The organism is Leptospira brenneri, from assembly GCF_002812125.1.
GTDB lineage: Bacteria > Spirochaetota > Leptospiria > Leptospirales > Leptospiraceae > Leptospira_A > Leptospira_A brenneri.
In genome coordinates, this window is sequence record NZ_NPDQ01000001.1 from 448,870 (window position 1) to 464,269 (window position 15,400).

At 39.9% G+C, this 15,400-nt stretch carries 12 protein-coding genes; 4 read left to right on the forward strand and 8 right to left on the reverse strand.

Annotation, left to right across the window (positions count from 1 at the left end; translation table 11 throughout):
- Positions 1-201 precede the first annotated feature (201 nt).
- A complete protein-coding gene (locus tag CH361_RS02235) occupies positions 202-3,888 on the forward strand; it encodes a fibronectin type III domain-containing protein (RefSeq protein WP_100789184.1) in 3,687 nt (1,228 codons plus the stop codon).
- A 316-nt stretch (positions 3,889-4,204) separates the two neighbouring features.
- Here CH361_RS02235 and CH361_RS02240 read toward each other — a convergent pair whose 3' ends face one another.
- From CH361_RS02240 to CH361_RS02255, 4 genes are all read right to left on the reverse strand, one after another.
- Positions 4,205-5,653 carry an NHL repeat-containing protein gene (locus CH361_RS02240; protein WP_100789427.1) on the reverse strand — a complete coding sequence of 483 codons (1,449 nt, stop codon included), beginning with the start codon at positions 5,651-5,653 and terminating at the stop codon, positions 4,205-4,207.
- A 242-nt stretch (positions 5,654-5,895) separates the two neighbouring features.
- Complete coding sequence (hpt, locus tag CH361_RS02245) at positions 5,896-6,408, reverse strand: hypoxanthine phosphoribosyltransferase (RefSeq protein ID WP_100789185.1); 513 nt, start codon at positions 6,406-6,408, stop codon at positions 5,896-5,898.
- The gene (locus CH361_RS02250) at positions 6,405-6,917 is read right to left on the reverse strand and encodes a SixA phosphatase family protein (RefSeq protein ID WP_100789186.1); all 513 of its coding nucleotides are present in this window, start codon (positions 6,915-6,917) and stop codon (positions 6,405-6,407) included. Before CH361_RS02250 ends, hpt begins: the two co-directional genes overlap by 4 nt.
- 45 nt (positions 6,918-6,962) lie before the next feature.
- Entirely contained in the window at positions 6,963-7,559 is a 597-nt protein-coding gene (locus CH361_RS02255; protein WP_100789187.1) for a response regulator transcription factor, read from the reverse strand.
- 96 nt (positions 7,560-7,655) lie between these two features.
- On the opposite strand from CH361_RS02255, the gene CH361_RS02260 reads away from it, so the two are divergent.
- Positions 7,656-10,001, forward strand: coding sequence for a hybrid sensor histidine kinase/response regulator (locus CH361_RS02260; RefSeq protein WP_476737590.1), 2,346 nt, complete (start codon positions 7,656-7,658; stop codon positions 9,999-10,001).
- Here the strand turns inward: CH361_RS02260 and CH361_RS02265 are convergent.
- From CH361_RS02265 to CH361_RS02280, 4 genes are all read right to left on the reverse strand, one after another.
- Positions 9,993-10,562 carry a DUF1569 domain-containing protein gene (locus CH361_RS02265; RefSeq protein ID WP_100789189.1) on the reverse strand — a complete coding sequence of 190 codons (570 nt, stop codon included), beginning with the start codon at positions 10,560-10,562 and terminating at the stop codon, positions 9,993-9,995. The two genes, CH361_RS02260 and CH361_RS02265, sit on opposite strands and share 9 nt — an antisense overlap.
- A 12-nt stretch (positions 10,563-10,574) precedes the next feature.
- On the reverse strand, positions 10,575-11,297 hold the full coding sequence (locus CH361_RS02270) for a TerC family protein (protein ID WP_208861379.1): 723 nt from the start codon (positions 11,295-11,297) through the stop codon (positions 10,575-10,577).
- Between the two features lie 70 nt (positions 11,298-11,367).
- Positions 11,368-12,807, reverse strand: a complete 1,440-nt coding sequence (locus tag CH361_RS02275) for a hypothetical protein (RefSeq protein ID WP_100789191.1) — start codon at positions 12,805-12,807, stop codon at positions 11,368-11,370.
- A 62-nt stretch (positions 12,808-12,869) separates the two neighbouring features.
- Positions 12,870-13,808: an RluA family pseudouridine synthase gene (locus CH361_RS02280; RefSeq protein WP_100789192.1), complete on the reverse strand. Its 939-nt coding sequence runs from the start codon at positions 13,806-13,808 to the stop codon at positions 12,870-12,872.
- A 56-nt stretch (positions 13,809-13,864) separates the two neighbouring features.
- Between CH361_RS02280 and loa22 the strand changes: the two genes are divergently transcribed.
- Both loa22 and CH361_RS02290 read left to right on the forward strand, forming a co-directional pair.
- A complete protein-coding gene (gene loa22 / locus CH361_RS02285) occupies positions 13,865-14,434 on the forward strand; it encodes an OmpA family outer membrane lipoprotein Loa22 (RefSeq protein ID WP_208861380.1) in 570 nt (189 codons plus the stop codon).
- Between the two features lie 449 nt (positions 14,435-14,883).
- Positions 14,884-15,267: a hypothetical protein gene (locus CH361_RS02290; protein WP_100789194.1), complete on the forward strand. Its 384-nt coding sequence runs from the start codon at positions 14,884-14,886 to the stop codon at positions 15,265-15,267.
- Positions 15,268-15,400: the final 133 nt, after the last annotated feature.

Genomic DNA, 15,400 nt, shown 5'->3' on the forward strand with positions numbered 1-15,400 from the left:
GAACGGTAATTTTTGAGATTTCTTACGATCTAAGCAATTTTAGTTGCTCACCATTGAGAAAAAAGCAGTTTCGTTTTCAAAACTTAATTTGGATTCAAAGAACTTTACAAACCAACCATTGTAAATGATTCGAGGAAATCTCATTTCTGTAAAAAATCTCAATTTAGAACATTCAATTAAGTTAAAATAGGAAAATTTTATATGAAAAAGAGCCTCTGGATTTTATTTACAACAATTTACTTTTGGAACTGTATTGCATTCTTAGATTTCAATCGAAATAAAAATGAATTTTCTAAGGATTTATTAATACTTCTTTTAGGTTCCAATGATGTGGGTGTTCCTGCAGGTGGAGGAACCGCAGATCCATCGGGAACTCGCATCCAATCCAGTGATGAACTTTTTACTATCTTAATTCCAGAAGGTGCGATGGATGAAACTGTAGATTTTAAAATCACAAAATACAATTCTACGCAAGCACCGTTACCTTCAGGTTTTGTACCCACAAGTTCCATTTATCAAGTTACACCCTCGTATAAATTCAAAAAAGAGGTCGTTGTGACCATCACTCTGGACCGAGCCAAGGCTCAATCGATGAATCTAAACTTTGGAAAAAGTCGTGGATTTCATGTTTCCAACACGAATACAGAACCAGATGGACTCAGAATGCCTGGCTGGGCAGGAGTCAGTACAACTCTTGAATCGGAAAGTATCGTCTTTCATACAAAAAGTTTTTCTATGTTTGGTGGAGGAACGCCTCCCCCTGGGAATCTACCACCTGTTATCAATGGTGCCTATTATTATTTAAAACCGGGAACATTACATATACCTTATCAGTTAAGAGCAGACGTATTGGAACCAGATGGGGATCCAATGAATGTGTATTTGGTTGTGGGATCTGCCGGTGGTCCGACGAATTATTTCTCTATGGCAAGAGAAGGAACAACCAATTGGTACGAATCCAAAATCCCTTACGAGGCAATGAGTCCTGGCGGAGTTCTAATCCAAGTCATTGCAGTGGACATCCATGGTCAAAAAACTGCAAGGCCATCAACGGGGACTTTTTTATTTCCCACTGATTCTGGTAATCCTACTTACATAAGTCAATACAACCCAGATCGGGATGGGGACGGATACAATGATGTTTGGGAACTTGACAACGGATTCAATCCGAATAATGCAAGTAGTCCAACTGGGGGAACTCCATACCCACCAGGTTTACCTGCAGTAGTTGACAGTCTGGAAATTTTACCAACCCAAGTTTGGGTTCAAGTGAATGAACCCATTAACTTTGCCGCCAGGGGGTTTCTCGCAGGTGTTCAAAAATTTGTCCAAGTCAATTTTCACACGACTGGAATCGGACTTAGTGGTTCTCCCATCGGTAATTTAAACTCATCTACCTTTACAGCGACGACTCCTGGTGTCGCAGGAGTGTTTGCCACCTATCAAAGTTTAGAAGCATCCGCTTCGGTCCATGTGGCAGATACGACTGCCCCCTCGAATATCACAGATTTGGTGGCAACGCCTATGTCCTCATCCAGAATCCAATTGCGATGGACTGCACCGGGAAGTGTTGGTGCTTTAGGCCAAGCTTCCGCATACGAAATCCGAAGATCTAGTTCTCCCATCACCAATAACTTGCAATGTGATGCAGCGACTGGGATTGCTCATACGATGATTCCCAAAACTTCGGGGTTACTCGAAATCAAGGAGATCGAAGGCCATCTCCCACAAACAACGTATTATTTTTGTGTTCGTGCCATTGATTCTTCTGGCCTTCGCAATTCCTGGAGTGGGACTGTATCAGCCACAACTTATGCACCTATAGATCTAGTTCCACCGGCAGACGTTACCACAGCCTCCGCCACTGTTGAGTCCTACCATCAAATCAAACTCATTTGGACTGCTGTTGGTGATAATGGAAACACTGGATCCGCCTCTTCTTATGAGATCAGAAGGCGTTCGATTCCGATCGTTACAGATGACGACTGTTCTGCGGGAATTTTTGTCCCGAATAGTGTTGTCGCAACATCCGCTGGTAATCCTTTAGAATTCACTGTCAGTGGTCTTTCCTCGGGAACCGTACATTATTTTTGTATCCGCGCTTTTGACCAGGGAGGGAATCGAAGCCTTTGGAGTGGGGTTCTCCAAGCAACCACACCATTTGCCAACCAATCCCCTGTGATTCAGCTAGCTTCCAATCTTATTATTGATTTAGGCACAGAAGCTACACTAGATGCATCACAATCATCTGATCCTGACGCAGCGTTTTGTGGGGCTCAAACAAATCAATATGAGTATAGCTGGAGAGTGGTTTCCAAACCACCTCTATCCAATTTAACAACTGGAGATATTCAAAACAGAACTACAAAGCTTGCAAAAGTTTTACCTGATAAGAATGGCGAGTATGTCTTTGAATTTTCCTTTAAAGACAATGCAGGTAGTTGTGCGGGAGGAAATCGAACTTCTGTTTCTTTGTTCACTGTACAAGCCAATTTGGTTCCGATTGATGCTCCTGCATTTGTAGAAGTCCAAGCTGGCGGAACCAGTGCGTTTGTTCAGTGGTGGCCAGTCACAGGGGCAACATCGTACACAGTGTATTATAGCACAAGTCCTGGTGTGACTACGGCATCGACAAGTTTTGGGCCAGTGACCAATCCGTATACGATGATTACGGGGTTAACAGGAAATACGTTGTATTACTTTAGAGTGGTGGCGAACAACTTTGGCGGGTATAGTGTAGTTTCAACAATGGAGCCAAGAGCATTTACAACGGCGACTCCACTGGGGACAAGTGTGACGGGGACTCATGTCGATATTTCGGCAGGGTTAGGTACATTCCAATCTCTATCCGCAAACAAATTACTCATAGACAACATTAATTCTAAACTAATTGCCGGGATCAAAAATGGATCAACAGGAGGTATGAATCTCACCGCCTTCCATTGTGACCTAAATGGAAACAATTGTTCGTATACGAATTATCCAGCAAACTTACCTCTCGATGGTTATCCTAATTTTGCCTTTGATTTTCTAAACTCCAAACTTCTGGCTATTTATGCAAATCACAGTTCGGGAGCTATTGATTTTCGGAGATGTAATGCCTTAGGTGCTGATTGTACTTACCAAAACATAAATGCTGGAAAAATAACTGCATGGAATGATTCGCATACACCTCTGACCGATTATTCGAATCAATTGTTATTGGAAATTACTTGCTTTAGCAGAAAACCTGCATTGTTTAAATGCAATTTAGATGGCACAAATTGTACATTCCATGATATATCAGCGGGAGCGGGTACAAATTCATGTTCGAACCCAAATTCCGTCATTGATTATAGGAATCAAAAGCTTCTAACGGTTACCTCTGATAATAGTATCGTTTCATCTAGAATCAGCTTATTCCGTTGTAATATCGACGGAACCAATTGCAACTATATTGATATATCAGCGGGGCAAGGATCTGGATCAGGGACAAATCCAATTATCTTAATCGATAATCAAAATTCAAAAATTCTAGCGATCTCGCAAAGTGTAACATTTAATAATAAACTTTCACTCTTTCGCTGTAATCTAGATGGAACAAATTGCACTTACGTTGACATTTCTGCTGGCCAACCTACTAATTCATCTATAAATCCAAGTGCCACGATCGATTATATCGAAGGTAAATTATTAGTTGCCACATTAAATTCTGCCAATAATGGAAAACCTAGTTTATACCGATGCAATTTAGATGGAACTGGATGTACTCATACTGATATATCTTCGGGGCAAGGTCAAAATTCTGGAGGAAGGCCGAATATAATTATCAATTCAATCACAGGTAAACTAATGATACTCACTTCAAACTCTGCCAACTCCAACAAACCCTCTCTCTTCATCTGGTAACCATCCCGCGCCAGGGATTCGAAGGGCCATGGTCTCACCCGACAAGGGTGAGACGGGAGCGAATGCGCACCCCGTAGGAGCCCGGTAGGTTAAAGGATCTTATGAATTTCGCCTAACCAATTCGAGGCGCCAAAAAGTATGACACTAATGCTCTAATATTGAGGTTTCAATTGTTTATCTAAAAAAAATACAATAGGACTATCTCTTTGTTTGTAAAACCAAACTGAAATTATGCGAATTTGTGAATGTATTTCTTCCTTTCTTGCGATGAGGAAAGAACCGTAATCAAACATAGATTACGATTCCTCTTTACAAACTAATAAACCAAAACTCGGTTATTTCCATAATCTGTAATGTACATCTTGCCTTGTTTGTCAAAATGAATGGCAGAAGGCCTGTATAAATTTTGAGCTGTGGGTGTTCCTATCGAACAAGAACCAGAGTTGTTATCTGCTTCACAATTAAGATCTCCAAATTGGCCGACAACGGCAGAGGCTGTCATACCAAAACTAAGATTCGTTGGTGGGTAGACTAGAACCCTATGATGAGTATAATCTGCCACAAATAAATTTTCACTCTGATCCAAAGCAACGGCTAAAGGATAATTTAGAGAATTACTCGATGCGCCACTAGGAGGTCCGCTATCTGTAAAATTAATTTGTCCATAGACTCTTGTTGCAATATTGGATCCTTTGGGATAGTACACCACTCGGTTGTTTCCTGTGTCTGCTATATAGATTCCGCCCGTAGAATCGGCAACAACACCTTGATTGGTACTGAGTCCACTATCTGAGGCTGTGGCTCCATTACTGGCAAAATTTGGTTGGCCGTAGACTTCCGAGGGAAGGCTTGCATCCTTAGGAAAATAGAGGACACGGCTATCACCAGAATCCGAGAGGTAGAAGCCACCATTACTATCTGGACTTAAATGGCTGGGAGTATAAAAGACCGATGACGAAGTGGCCCCACCCCCAGGTGTATTAAAGTTAGATACTCCCAATGCCCGGATAGGTAAAGTACTTTCATTGGGGTAAATTAAGATTCGTCTATTGACTCCTGTATCGGTTACAAAAAGATTATTTGTCACATCAATTAATAACCCCCTGGGTGCACTAAGAGTTGTTGCCGCTACACCACCTAACGGATTACATGTTTGATTTGTGTGAGCATTCGCCATATCGCAATTAAAAAGTCCGTGTTGTCCATAGACTCGAGTGGCTGTTGTTTGGCCTACAGGGTAATACAAGACTCGATTGCCACTGGCAATATAAACCCCACCTGAATTGTCCGTGATCACAGCATTTGGCCCTGATAAGTTATTGGCATTAGCAGCTGCGCTCGTTGTACATCCTGAAGAATTGTAGAGAGCACCACAAGTAAAACTACCAAACTGTCCATACACTTGAGTCGCCACCAAATCACGGATTTGAATGGTAATTTGTCCTTGCACCACACCCTTGCGATAAACCGTATAACTTTGTCTTTCTAAAACATTATTTGGCATCCCTGAAAGAGCACCGGTATTTGGATCAATATACAAACCTTCGGGAAGTTCTGGACGAACGCTGACCTCCCTTTTAGAGCCTAATCTTGGTAATACGGAAATGGGAATGGATTTGTAAAAAGTAAAATCGGTGTATCGGTACAAGTCACCCGTGTTGACCACTTGCATTTGGCAAAATCCACCTTCGATACTTGCCGATGCTATCAGTTGGGGAATAAAATCTTTGGATTCACTATCGCAAGGATTGGAAAGGGATGCCATTTGGCAGTTTCCGAAAAAAATAAAAGTTAAAAGTAAAAGAATCAAACGAGAAAACATCTATCTGATTAAAACTTGAGAAATGACTTTTTTGCCAATCTGTTTTTGGACGGCTTACGATTTTGAAAATTAATTGCTCTAGACTCAGGGAAAAACCGAAAAGACAATCTCTGCTTTTTTAATAGCACCTAATTTCTGATAGATGCCATGTAGTTCAGATCCTTACGAATTTTTTTAAAAGTCTTTCAATCGGTCACTTCTAATTTTGCCACATAAGGTAGGTTTCGAAACCGACCCTTGTAATCCAAACCATAACCCACAAGGAATTCATCTTCGATAATGAAACCAGGATAATCTACGGTGATATGAGGATTGGCTTTGTTCTGTTTCCAAAAAAGCGCTGCTACTTTTAAGTCTTTGGGATTTTGTTTTCCCACTTCTTCGAGTAGGTATTCTAAAGTTTTTCCTGTATCCACAATGTCCTCCACAAGAAGGACAGATTTATTTTGAACTGATCTTTTTAATTCTTTAGTGATCTTTAGATGGCCTGAAGTGGTTCCATCTTCGTAAGAAGAAGCGGCCATAAAATCCACTTCATGGGGGATGGCAATGCTACGGCAAAGATCTGCTGTAAAGATAAAACCACCGTTTAAAATTCCAATCACAACTAAGTCCTTACTTAGGAAATCGCGAGAGATTTCACGTGCGAGTTCATCTACACGTTGGTGGATTCGTTCTTCTGAATATAGAGGTTTCATTCTTTTCCTATTTGCCCAGGGATCCAGAATACTGCCAATTGGCAACTGCCCCAGCTAAGATCTTTCCATGAATCTTCGGAAAAACTCAAGCCGAGAAATGAGGCCGTTGGAAATTTCTGAAATTTTGTGGGGACCGTTTCCCCAAAGAGAAGGGAACTTCCCAAATCTTCTAACCCTGGATTGTGGCCCACAAGACAGACAGAACGTACGGATGGGGAAAGGCCATGGAGTAAAAAAAGGAGGTCTTCTTTTTCGGCATCATAAATGGCTTCGCGTAAATCTGGTTTGGGAAAACGAAGGATTTCCTTACGCAAGGAAGCGTAGGTTTTTTGTGTCCGCTCTGCCGGTGAAACGAGGCATTGGTCAAATTCAAATCGGCTTTCTTTTAAGTACTCTCTAAGCGCTTTGGATTGTTCTTTTCCACGTCGGGAAAGGCCGCGTTCCAAATCAGAATCATAAGGTTCATCCCATTCTGATTTGGCATGACGAAGTAAATAGATATGTTTCATACAAATACATTAGTCGAAACAAATGACTTTGAAATCACGAAACGGCTATTTTTGTATTTCTTTTTCGTATTTAGAAATGAGCTCGTTATTGTTCTTACAAGAAAATTTGGTTCTCATTTGGTTGAGATGGTATTCCACTGTTTTTCTTGATTTTTGAATTCGGTCCGCCACTTCGTTTTGAGAAAGCCCTTGTACAAGTAAGTTTAGGATTTCCATTTGGAAGGCAGAGAAAGGAAGTTGCACTTTACTCACTCCATCGGAAACAAAAGATCCACCTTTCATCACAAGTCCAATGACTTCAGGAAGTTGGGAGATAGGATCTGATTTTAACATATACCCATCGGCTTTGGCTTTGAGGGCATCCTCTACATAAACTCGACTTCCATGTAAGGAAAAGATGATGACTTTTGTGGGTTGGTGTTTTTCTTTAATTTCACGTAAAACATCGATCCCATTTCGATCTGGTAAATCGATGTCTAAAACCAAAAGATCCACAGGACTAGATTCTAAAAAGTGAAACAAATCAGCAGCAGTTCGAAATTCTCCGGCAAGAGAAAAGAAAGGATTGGATTTTAGGATAGATATGATTCCTTCTGTGACAACGGAATGATCTTCTAAGATGGCAATTTTAACGGATTCCACAGCCTCATGATTCTCAGCGTATTCTTCTCATCCATCCAAAAATCTTTCTGGGACTTAGTTATTTTTTGTAGATATCCCTTAATTTTGGTTCTTGTCATGGTAAGCACCACCTCCTGTCGGTTTGATGCCTACCCAACCTTACTGGCAAAAGATGGTGTCCTCGATGCGAGCACTGCTAACTTTTCAGGGGAAACCATAAACCTCACTGGGAAATGGGAATTCTATTGGAATGAATTTTTAGATCCGAAATTGGAATCCCCAAAACAGAAATCCTATTTGAAAGTAGGAGTTCCTTGGTTCTCACAAGAAAATGAAGATGGAGAAAACTATCCAAGTTTTGGATTTGCTACGTATCGCCTAACAGTGATTCTTCCTGATTCACCAAATACGGAAGGTGAACCTTTGGCAGTTTTAATTCCAGTATTACATAGCGCATATAAAATGTACGTGAATGGTGAGTTGGTTGCTGAAAACGGAACCATAGCAAAAACGGCCAAGGATCACAAACCATCCTTTCATATAAAAATCATTCCTCTGAGTAGGGTTTCCAAAAAATTAGATTTGGTCATTCATATATCCAACTTCTCACACAAGTATGCGGGGATTCATGGAATCATTCGTTTCGGTAAGTTGCAGAATATCATTCGTATTTGGAATGTAAATAACACAATTACCTGGGTCATTATGATCTTTATGTTGCTACTGGCAGCATATCACGCGTTAGTTTATTTTATCAATCGTTCGGAGCGAAATGCACTCCGAATGGCCTTCGTGTATTTAGGAATTCTGATTTTATCTTCTACCTTAATTGAAACAAAGATTTTGTTTAATCTTTTCCCAGATGAATATTGTGTTTCGTTGTTTCGACTCTCTCGACTGGGTTTTGTTTTGATTATGTATTTTGGCGCATACATCCTTCTCAGTTTGACTCAAATGAGATTTTTTAAACGTATGATCGTGGTTTTAAAAATCTATGCTCTCCTTTTTGCAGGAGTTGCTATTTTCACTCCGATTTCGCATCTGGCAGAAATCTCTTTTCATTTTGAATTTTTATCTACAATCTTTGTATTTTTGGGTTTATTCTCCGTTTCTTTGGCCATGTACTTTCAGAGAAAACAAAGTAGATTGTATTTCTTTAGTTTGTTATTAGCAATCATTGGTGGTGCCATTGATTTATTTTTAATTGTCAATCCAAACTTTGGATACAGGCCAATGGGTTTGGTATCTTTATACTTTTTTATTTTCCCTCAAACTTTAGGTGTTACTTTAGGGCTCGTTCGTGTTTATAAAAGATCTGAATCCTTATCAAAAGAATTGTACAAAAGAAAAGAAGCTCTAGAAAAAAAAGTCAAAGCACGGACTATGGAATTGGAGAAAGCAAATCGTTGGAAGGCAAACTTTGTTTCTCTCATTTCGCATGACTTACGTTCGCCGCTAAATAGTGTAAATCAAATTTTAGATGTCATCGACTTTAGTTTTGCTGAATCCACTGAAGTGGAAAAAAAGAAATTTTTAGAGATTTGTAAAACTGGGGTCACTCAGTCTCTGCGTATGTTGGAACAACTACTCGATGTGAGTCGGTTTGATGCCTTCGGAACCAAACTCATTCAAACTCGGTTTTCCGTGAATGATCTATTAAACGAAATCATTGAATCGGTAGAACCACTGGCAACCCTTAAGGGAATCCGCATCCAAAAAGACACTCCCATCCAAGCGGAGATCATTGCGGATCGCACCTTGATTGGGGAAGTTTTTAAAAATATTCTTACCAATTCCATCAAATACTCCTATCTGAATTCGGAAGTTTGGGTGGGTGTTTCTTATAAAGGGAAATGGCTTGCTGTGGAAATTCGAGACCGCGGATTGGGAATGAGCGAAGAACAAATCCACAAACTGACTGGGGAAGAAAATATCAAAAGTATGCCAGGAACTGCCGGAGAACGAGGGACAGGGCTTGGATTACAATTGTGTATGAATATTTTAGAAGCCCATTTCGGAAAACTAAGAATCAAATCGGTACTCGGTGTTGGATCGGCTTTTGAGATTTCTCTCTCGAAAAGTACAAAGTCTGTTCTTTTGGTGGATGATTCTGGAAATTTTCGAACTGACTTAGCGGAAGTTATGCGAAGAAATCAGTGGATTGTGATTGAGGCCGGAAATGGGGAAGAGGCTTTGTCTCACTTATCTCGGATCACCCCGTCTTTACTCATTACCGATTTACAAATGCCAGGTATGAATGGGATTTCTCTCATTCATGAATGGGAAGGTCGTCGTCACCAAAATCAAAAGATTCCAATTATTTTAGTGAGTTCCGATGCTCCTCTTTCTGGTGGTGAAAAATTTTTGGAAGAAGAAGGTCTAGAAACAATCGTTTCTGCTTATTTTTCAAAAATGTATAAGGCAGAAGATCTCTGCCAACAAATAGAATCCATTTTAGACTAACAATCGTTCCATGTGATTTTTGATGTGAAGGCTATGCGCCACATTATATTCTTCTTTGGTGAGCTCTCCATAGGCAAAATGAGGTCTTAAACTGGATTCTCTGGCTTTGGAAAAATCATCAATGGCTTGGATGAGTCTTCCTATCCCCACTTTGACTTCAGTGGCATTGGTGATGTCTTCAGCACCGGGAATGGGTTCTTCCAAACCATGACTCATTTTGTTTTTGAAAGCAAAAATAGAAAAGGCCACTTTCCCCACGGAACCTCGGAAGATAGCGGACTTCATTTCTGGATATCCATTGAGAGAGTATTCAATGCTTTGGGCACAATGGGCAAATACCTTTCCTGGACTCCAATTTCCTGATAGTTGAATTCCTTTTGGATCGGATTGTAACTTTACCAGAAGTTCGCGAAGGTCAGCAAGATCGTCTGCTTCTTCCCAAGGTGATTCACCAGATGTTTTTGATTTAGTTTCTTCGTTTGCAGTTCCTTCTGCCTTTAGAGGCAAATGAAGGATGCTATAAGACAAGGCTGCTTTTTGTAGGAACTCTTTTCGTTTCATGATGACTTTCCTTTATCGGTATTTTTTTTCAGGTTTGGAACGAAGTTTCATATTTAAAAATTCGACGATCACAGAGAAACACATCGCAAAGTAAATATATCCTTTTGGAATGTGTAACTCTAATCCTTCACCTAGAAGGGCCACACCAATCAAAATTAAAAAACTAAGAGCAAGGATTTTAATCGTAGGATTTCGATCAACAAAGTCGGAAATACTTCCACTGGATAACAACATAAATCCCACAGATAGGATCACCGCGGTAATCATCACACCCAATTGGTCTGTCATACCGACAGCGGTGATGACGGAATCCAAAGAAAATACAATATCCAGGATCATAATTTGGATGATGATTTTGGTAAAGGAAACTCGTTTTGTGGATTCTTCACCTAACTCTGGTTCTCCCTCGAATTTATGATGAATTTCTGTGGTCGATTTGGCAATGAGAAAGAGTCCTCCCAAAATCAAAATGATGTCACGGCCGCTGATGGAATGGTTGAGGATTGTAAATACGGGAGCGGTGAGCTTCATAATGAGAGATAGGGAAAATAACAAAAGAATTCTTGTGACCATCGCGAGCAACAGTCCAATTTGGCGTGCGGATTTTTGTTTGGTTTTTGGCAACCGAGAAGAAAGGATAGAGATAAAGATGATGTTGTCGATTCCCAGGACAATTTCCAAAGCAGTGAGTGTCAAAAGGGCAAGCCATACCGATGGGTCAGAAATAATTTCTATCATAACGTATCCTAAGGTTTTAAAAATGAAAAATGAATCAATCCAAATCTAAAGGCCTGGGTAGGGAAAGCTACCGTCTGTAAAAAAACCAACCTTCGCATTCTTTTGCTAACTCTGCTCCCTTCCACTTTACAACATCTTCTTTGGATTCTTGGATCCCCCAGGTAAAAGTCTCAAAAGATTTTTCCCCAAGGCCTTTGTCCCAAGTTCGATTCGAAATCCAAGGGTAATAAACCCCATCTTTTGTAAAAGGAACGAGAGCCCAATTTTTGTCCGAAAATGCGTAAATGTATTTGATCGGCCAGTACGTGGAGGCACCAGGAATTTTATCGTCGAACTCGGACAAACATTTTAATCGGTGCGTTCGTTTGGCCTCACCGTCCTGAATCGCAGTTGCCAAAAGTGGGTATTTCTCATGATAAAAGAAAACGATTCCCAAAAACAAAACTAAGGTGGCGATAGACCGAACCAGTGGTAACATAGCAACCAAACGAAAGATCAGAAAAAAAATACAAAATGGTAAAAAATATAGATAACGATAGTTAGGTTCAATTTGGAAAATATACAAAGCAATCACTGTAAAAAAAGGAGAAAGTAAAAATACCAAATCCAAAAATTGTTTTTTAAATTCCAATCGAAGGAATAAAAATAAAATATAAATGATACAAAGCACAATGTACCAGTAAAACCATTCAGAAAATAATGGATGTTTTGTGATAGAATCCACAAGTCCTGAAATCCAAGACTGGGAATCTTTGGAAATGGTATGGAAGGCAGAATGAATTCTATCGATCGTAGGAAGGTCTTTGGAAGTAAAAATTCCTATCTTTAAACTTTTAATCCCTTGTTGCCATAGTTTTCCCAAACCAAACCCAAGAGCCATCAAACCAATGGGAAAAATTGCTTTTTTTCGTAAATGAACAACTGTGTAAACCAATAGGAAAGGGGCAATGTTGACAAAGTACCAATATTCCGAAATCCAGAGGAGGGAACTTACCAAAAGAAACCGAAAGATTTGCACCCGATTTTTAAAATCCCATCTGTGGATTTCATAAAGGGTGTAGGCAGCAAAGAAAAAGATCATGGCATGAAAGCCCGGTAAAAAAAATTGACCGAGAGTACTTGGCATCACTCCCGCACATGCCAAAAATCCCAAGGAAACAAGATAGGATTTGTTCTTTTTCAAACCAAGTGCCTTTGCCAAATAAAACGGCATCACAAAGGATAAAAATCCGAAGGCAAAGTGAAACGAGTATACTGACTTTAAAACAGGATAAACAAGGATGGCAAGAACCACTTCTGGAAAAAGATAGGAAGACGGTGGCAGGTTCCACCCGCTCAAACCCCTCCACCCACTCACCCAAAAATCACGAGCAAATAGATAAGGGTAAAAAATATCACTGTTTGTCACTTCACCCAAATGATATTCATAAATGGCATCATAAAACAAATGAAAGGTGCCAAAGAGGATAAGTAGAATCAGAACTGGTTTAATATTTCTTAATTTCATTAGAAAATCAATGGTTCACAATTTTTTCACCGATCCAATTCGGAGTCAAAATTCCCTGTCGATTAATAACTGGGACATTTCCTTTCAAAAATTTTAAATCTTTCTGGAAATTCCAACTCCACTAAGATTCGTTTGTCGGGAATGAAGGGATGAGGGAATTCTAATTTTTTAGCAAAAAGAAGGAGTCCATATTGGGTATAATCTTTTGCGGAACGAGAATACAAAGTATCTCCTACTACAGGACATCCGATCTTAGACATATGAACGCGGATTTGGTGGGTACGACCCGTTTCTAACCCAAGTTTCATCAAACTAAACTTACGACCTGTTTGTGTTTGGACAATTTTTTCTGTTTTATAATGAGTGATGGCCATTCGCCCATCTTCACGCACACACATCTTCACTCGTTCTACGGGATGACGGCCAATGGGTAAATTCACTGTACCTTCTGATTCCACTGGCGCTTGCAAAACCCAAGCATAATATGTTTTATCCACAAGCCTGTCTTGGAACATTTTCGAAAGAGCAGCATGAGCTCTGTCGGTTTTGGCAATGATGAGAACACCTTCTGTGGGTTTGTCTAACCGATGCACAATCCCTGGACGACGTTCACCGCCTGTGGCGGATAGGTTTTTGAATTGGTGTAACAATCCATTCACAAGAGAAGGTTGGTCATCTCCCGGTCCACTGTGGCAAGCGATCCCCGCTTTCTTATGGATAACCATAAATTCGCCTTCGTCATAGAGGACAGGAATGTCCATGGGGATGGGTTCGAGTCGCGATGGTGGTCTTGCGATCACATTCACGACATATTCTTCGCCAAGAGTCACCTTATAGCCGTTTTTAGTGGCGACTTGCTCTTTGGTTTTGTTTGTCACAAACCCGGAATCGATCCACTTTTGAACGGTAGAACGGCTGAGATCGTCTCCGGCATTGTCTTTTAGAAAGACATCCAGGCGACTTTGGTCATAATCTTCGGAAACGGTTACAAATATTTGCATTTTCGGTTGTTATCTAATGAAAAGAACTAAACTATGGAAACATTAAGGTAGGTCAACTGATGAAAAAAGGATTTTTTTTAAGCCTCATCCTCCTCGCAGGTCTTTCGCTTTCATTAACGAATTGTTCGTCTTCTGAAGAAAAAGAAACTCCCAAAGACACAACGTCCACTACGGGAAACACATCCACTGTATCTTCCAGAGATCTCAATGCAGCTCTTTTGGACGAAATCAATGTGGCTCTGAAAGACTATCGTTATCCAGATGGCGTTCGTCGCAGAGGTTTTAGCTACAAACAAGCAGACATCCAAGCAGAAGATTTCAAAACTTGGGCAAAAGACAATGTTTCTTACATCAAAGATGCTCTTGCGAAACTTCCTGAAGGTTACGCTCTTGAAGTGACTGGTCACGCAGACGCTTCCGGTCCAGAAGAAGCAGAAGGTGCTAAAAAAGGAAACGGATACTATTCACAAATTCGTTCTGACGCTGTAAAGGACGCTCTGGTAAAACAAGGGATCCCTGCTGACCGAATTGTGACAAAAGCTTCTGGTTCTGCGAAACCAATTTCTGGTTTTGATGAAAAAGACGGAATCAACCGTCGTGTGACTTTCCAAGTGATTTCTAAATAAGAAAGTCCACAACTAAACTAGAGATCTTTCTCTAAAGGAAAACCCACCCCTTCGGTGGGTTTTTTTATGCCCAATGTAAGTTTTACAAATCAAATCGATCGGTTTGTTTTTTAGTTTGGGCGCCTCGAACTTGTTATGCGAATGGCAATTTTTTCTATACCGACCGCGCTTTCCGCTCCAATCTTTCGCGTTGCGAAAGGATTTCCGCTGCAATCGCTGGCGCACTTCGATGAACTCAGTGCAAGCAGTGGGGAGGGATAGTTAGAATCATTTCAATTTTTTTTGATTACCTGTATGATTTTAGTCTTGTTTACTGTTATGTGAAATGAGAATAACGACTGCTATTTTTTTAAATAATACTTTTTTTGCTTTATTTACGATTAAATGATAACTGTTTTTGATTTAACGGCTGTTTTTTAAAAAATCAGTTTAACAAGTTCTAAGTTTTCATGAAGTATTTATTAAAAAGGCAATTCCATTTTTATCTAATCACCGGACTATTGTTTGGTTCTGTTTTTTTGAATATTTATTTGGTGATAAGAACTAAATTACTTTCTAATGAGACAATAACTTCTTTGAATCCCAATTTAGTCCCTCCTGAATGCAGGCCTAACGAATCAGGAAAGATACCCTCTAAGAAAACTGACCTTCCAAAGGTATTTTCTATTTTTATTAAACCCCACCCACCTAACTTTTTGGAAGGAAGACAAATTGTTTTCAGCGATTATGAAATAAAAAAAGCAGATGAAACAACAATTGTTACTTTTTTGGAAATTAGGGACGGAACAGTTGTTAAAACAACTGTAGACAGTGAGGCCATTCTATGGAAATGAAGAATGGTCTAAAAATATGGATAATTTTTATGTTCTTATATTCCATTTTTCTAAATAATCCAATGTTTGCGTTTGAAAACCAAACCTCAGAATATGAAACCGGATATATTTTAGTTAGGTCGCGAGATGCATA

What these genes read in the sequence shown, in the direction of transcription:
- CH361_RS02235 (WP_100789184.1), top strand. Translation starts at nt 202, where the DNA reads ATGAAAAAGAGCCTCTGGATTTTATTTACAACAATTTACTTTTGGAAC.
- CH361_RS02240 (WP_100789427.1), bottom strand. Translation starts at nt 5,653, where the DNA reads ATGGCATCCCTTTCCAATCCTTGCGATAGTGAATCCAAAGATTTTATT.
- hpt (WP_100789185.1), bottom strand. Translation starts at nt 6,408, where the DNA reads ATGAAACCTCTATATTCAGAAGAACGAATCCACCAACGTGTAGATGAA.
- CH361_RS02250 (WP_100789186.1), bottom strand. Translation starts at nt 6,917, where the DNA reads ATGAAACATATCTATTTACTTCGTCATGCCAAATCAGAATGGGATGAA.
- CH361_RS02260 (WP_476737590.1), top strand. Translation starts at nt 7,656, where the DNA reads ATGGTAAGCACCACCTCCTGTCGGTTTGATGCCTACCCAACCTTACTG.
- CH361_RS02265 (WP_100789189.1), bottom strand. Translation starts at nt 10,562, where the DNA reads ATGAAACGAAAAGAGTTCCTACAAAAAGCAGCCTTGTCTTATAGCATC.
- CH361_RS02275 (WP_100789191.1), bottom strand. Translation starts at nt 12,807, where the DNA reads ATGAAATTAAGAAATATTAAACCAGTTCTGATTCTACTTATCCTCTTT.
- CH361_RS02280 (WP_100789192.1), bottom strand. Translation starts at nt 13,808, where the DNA reads ATGCAAATATTTGTAACCGTTTCCGAAGATTATGACCAAAGTCGCCTG.
- CH361_RS02290 (WP_100789194.1), top strand. Translation starts at nt 14,884, where the DNA reads ATGAAGTATTTATTAAAAAGGCAATTCCATTTTTATCTAATCACCGGA.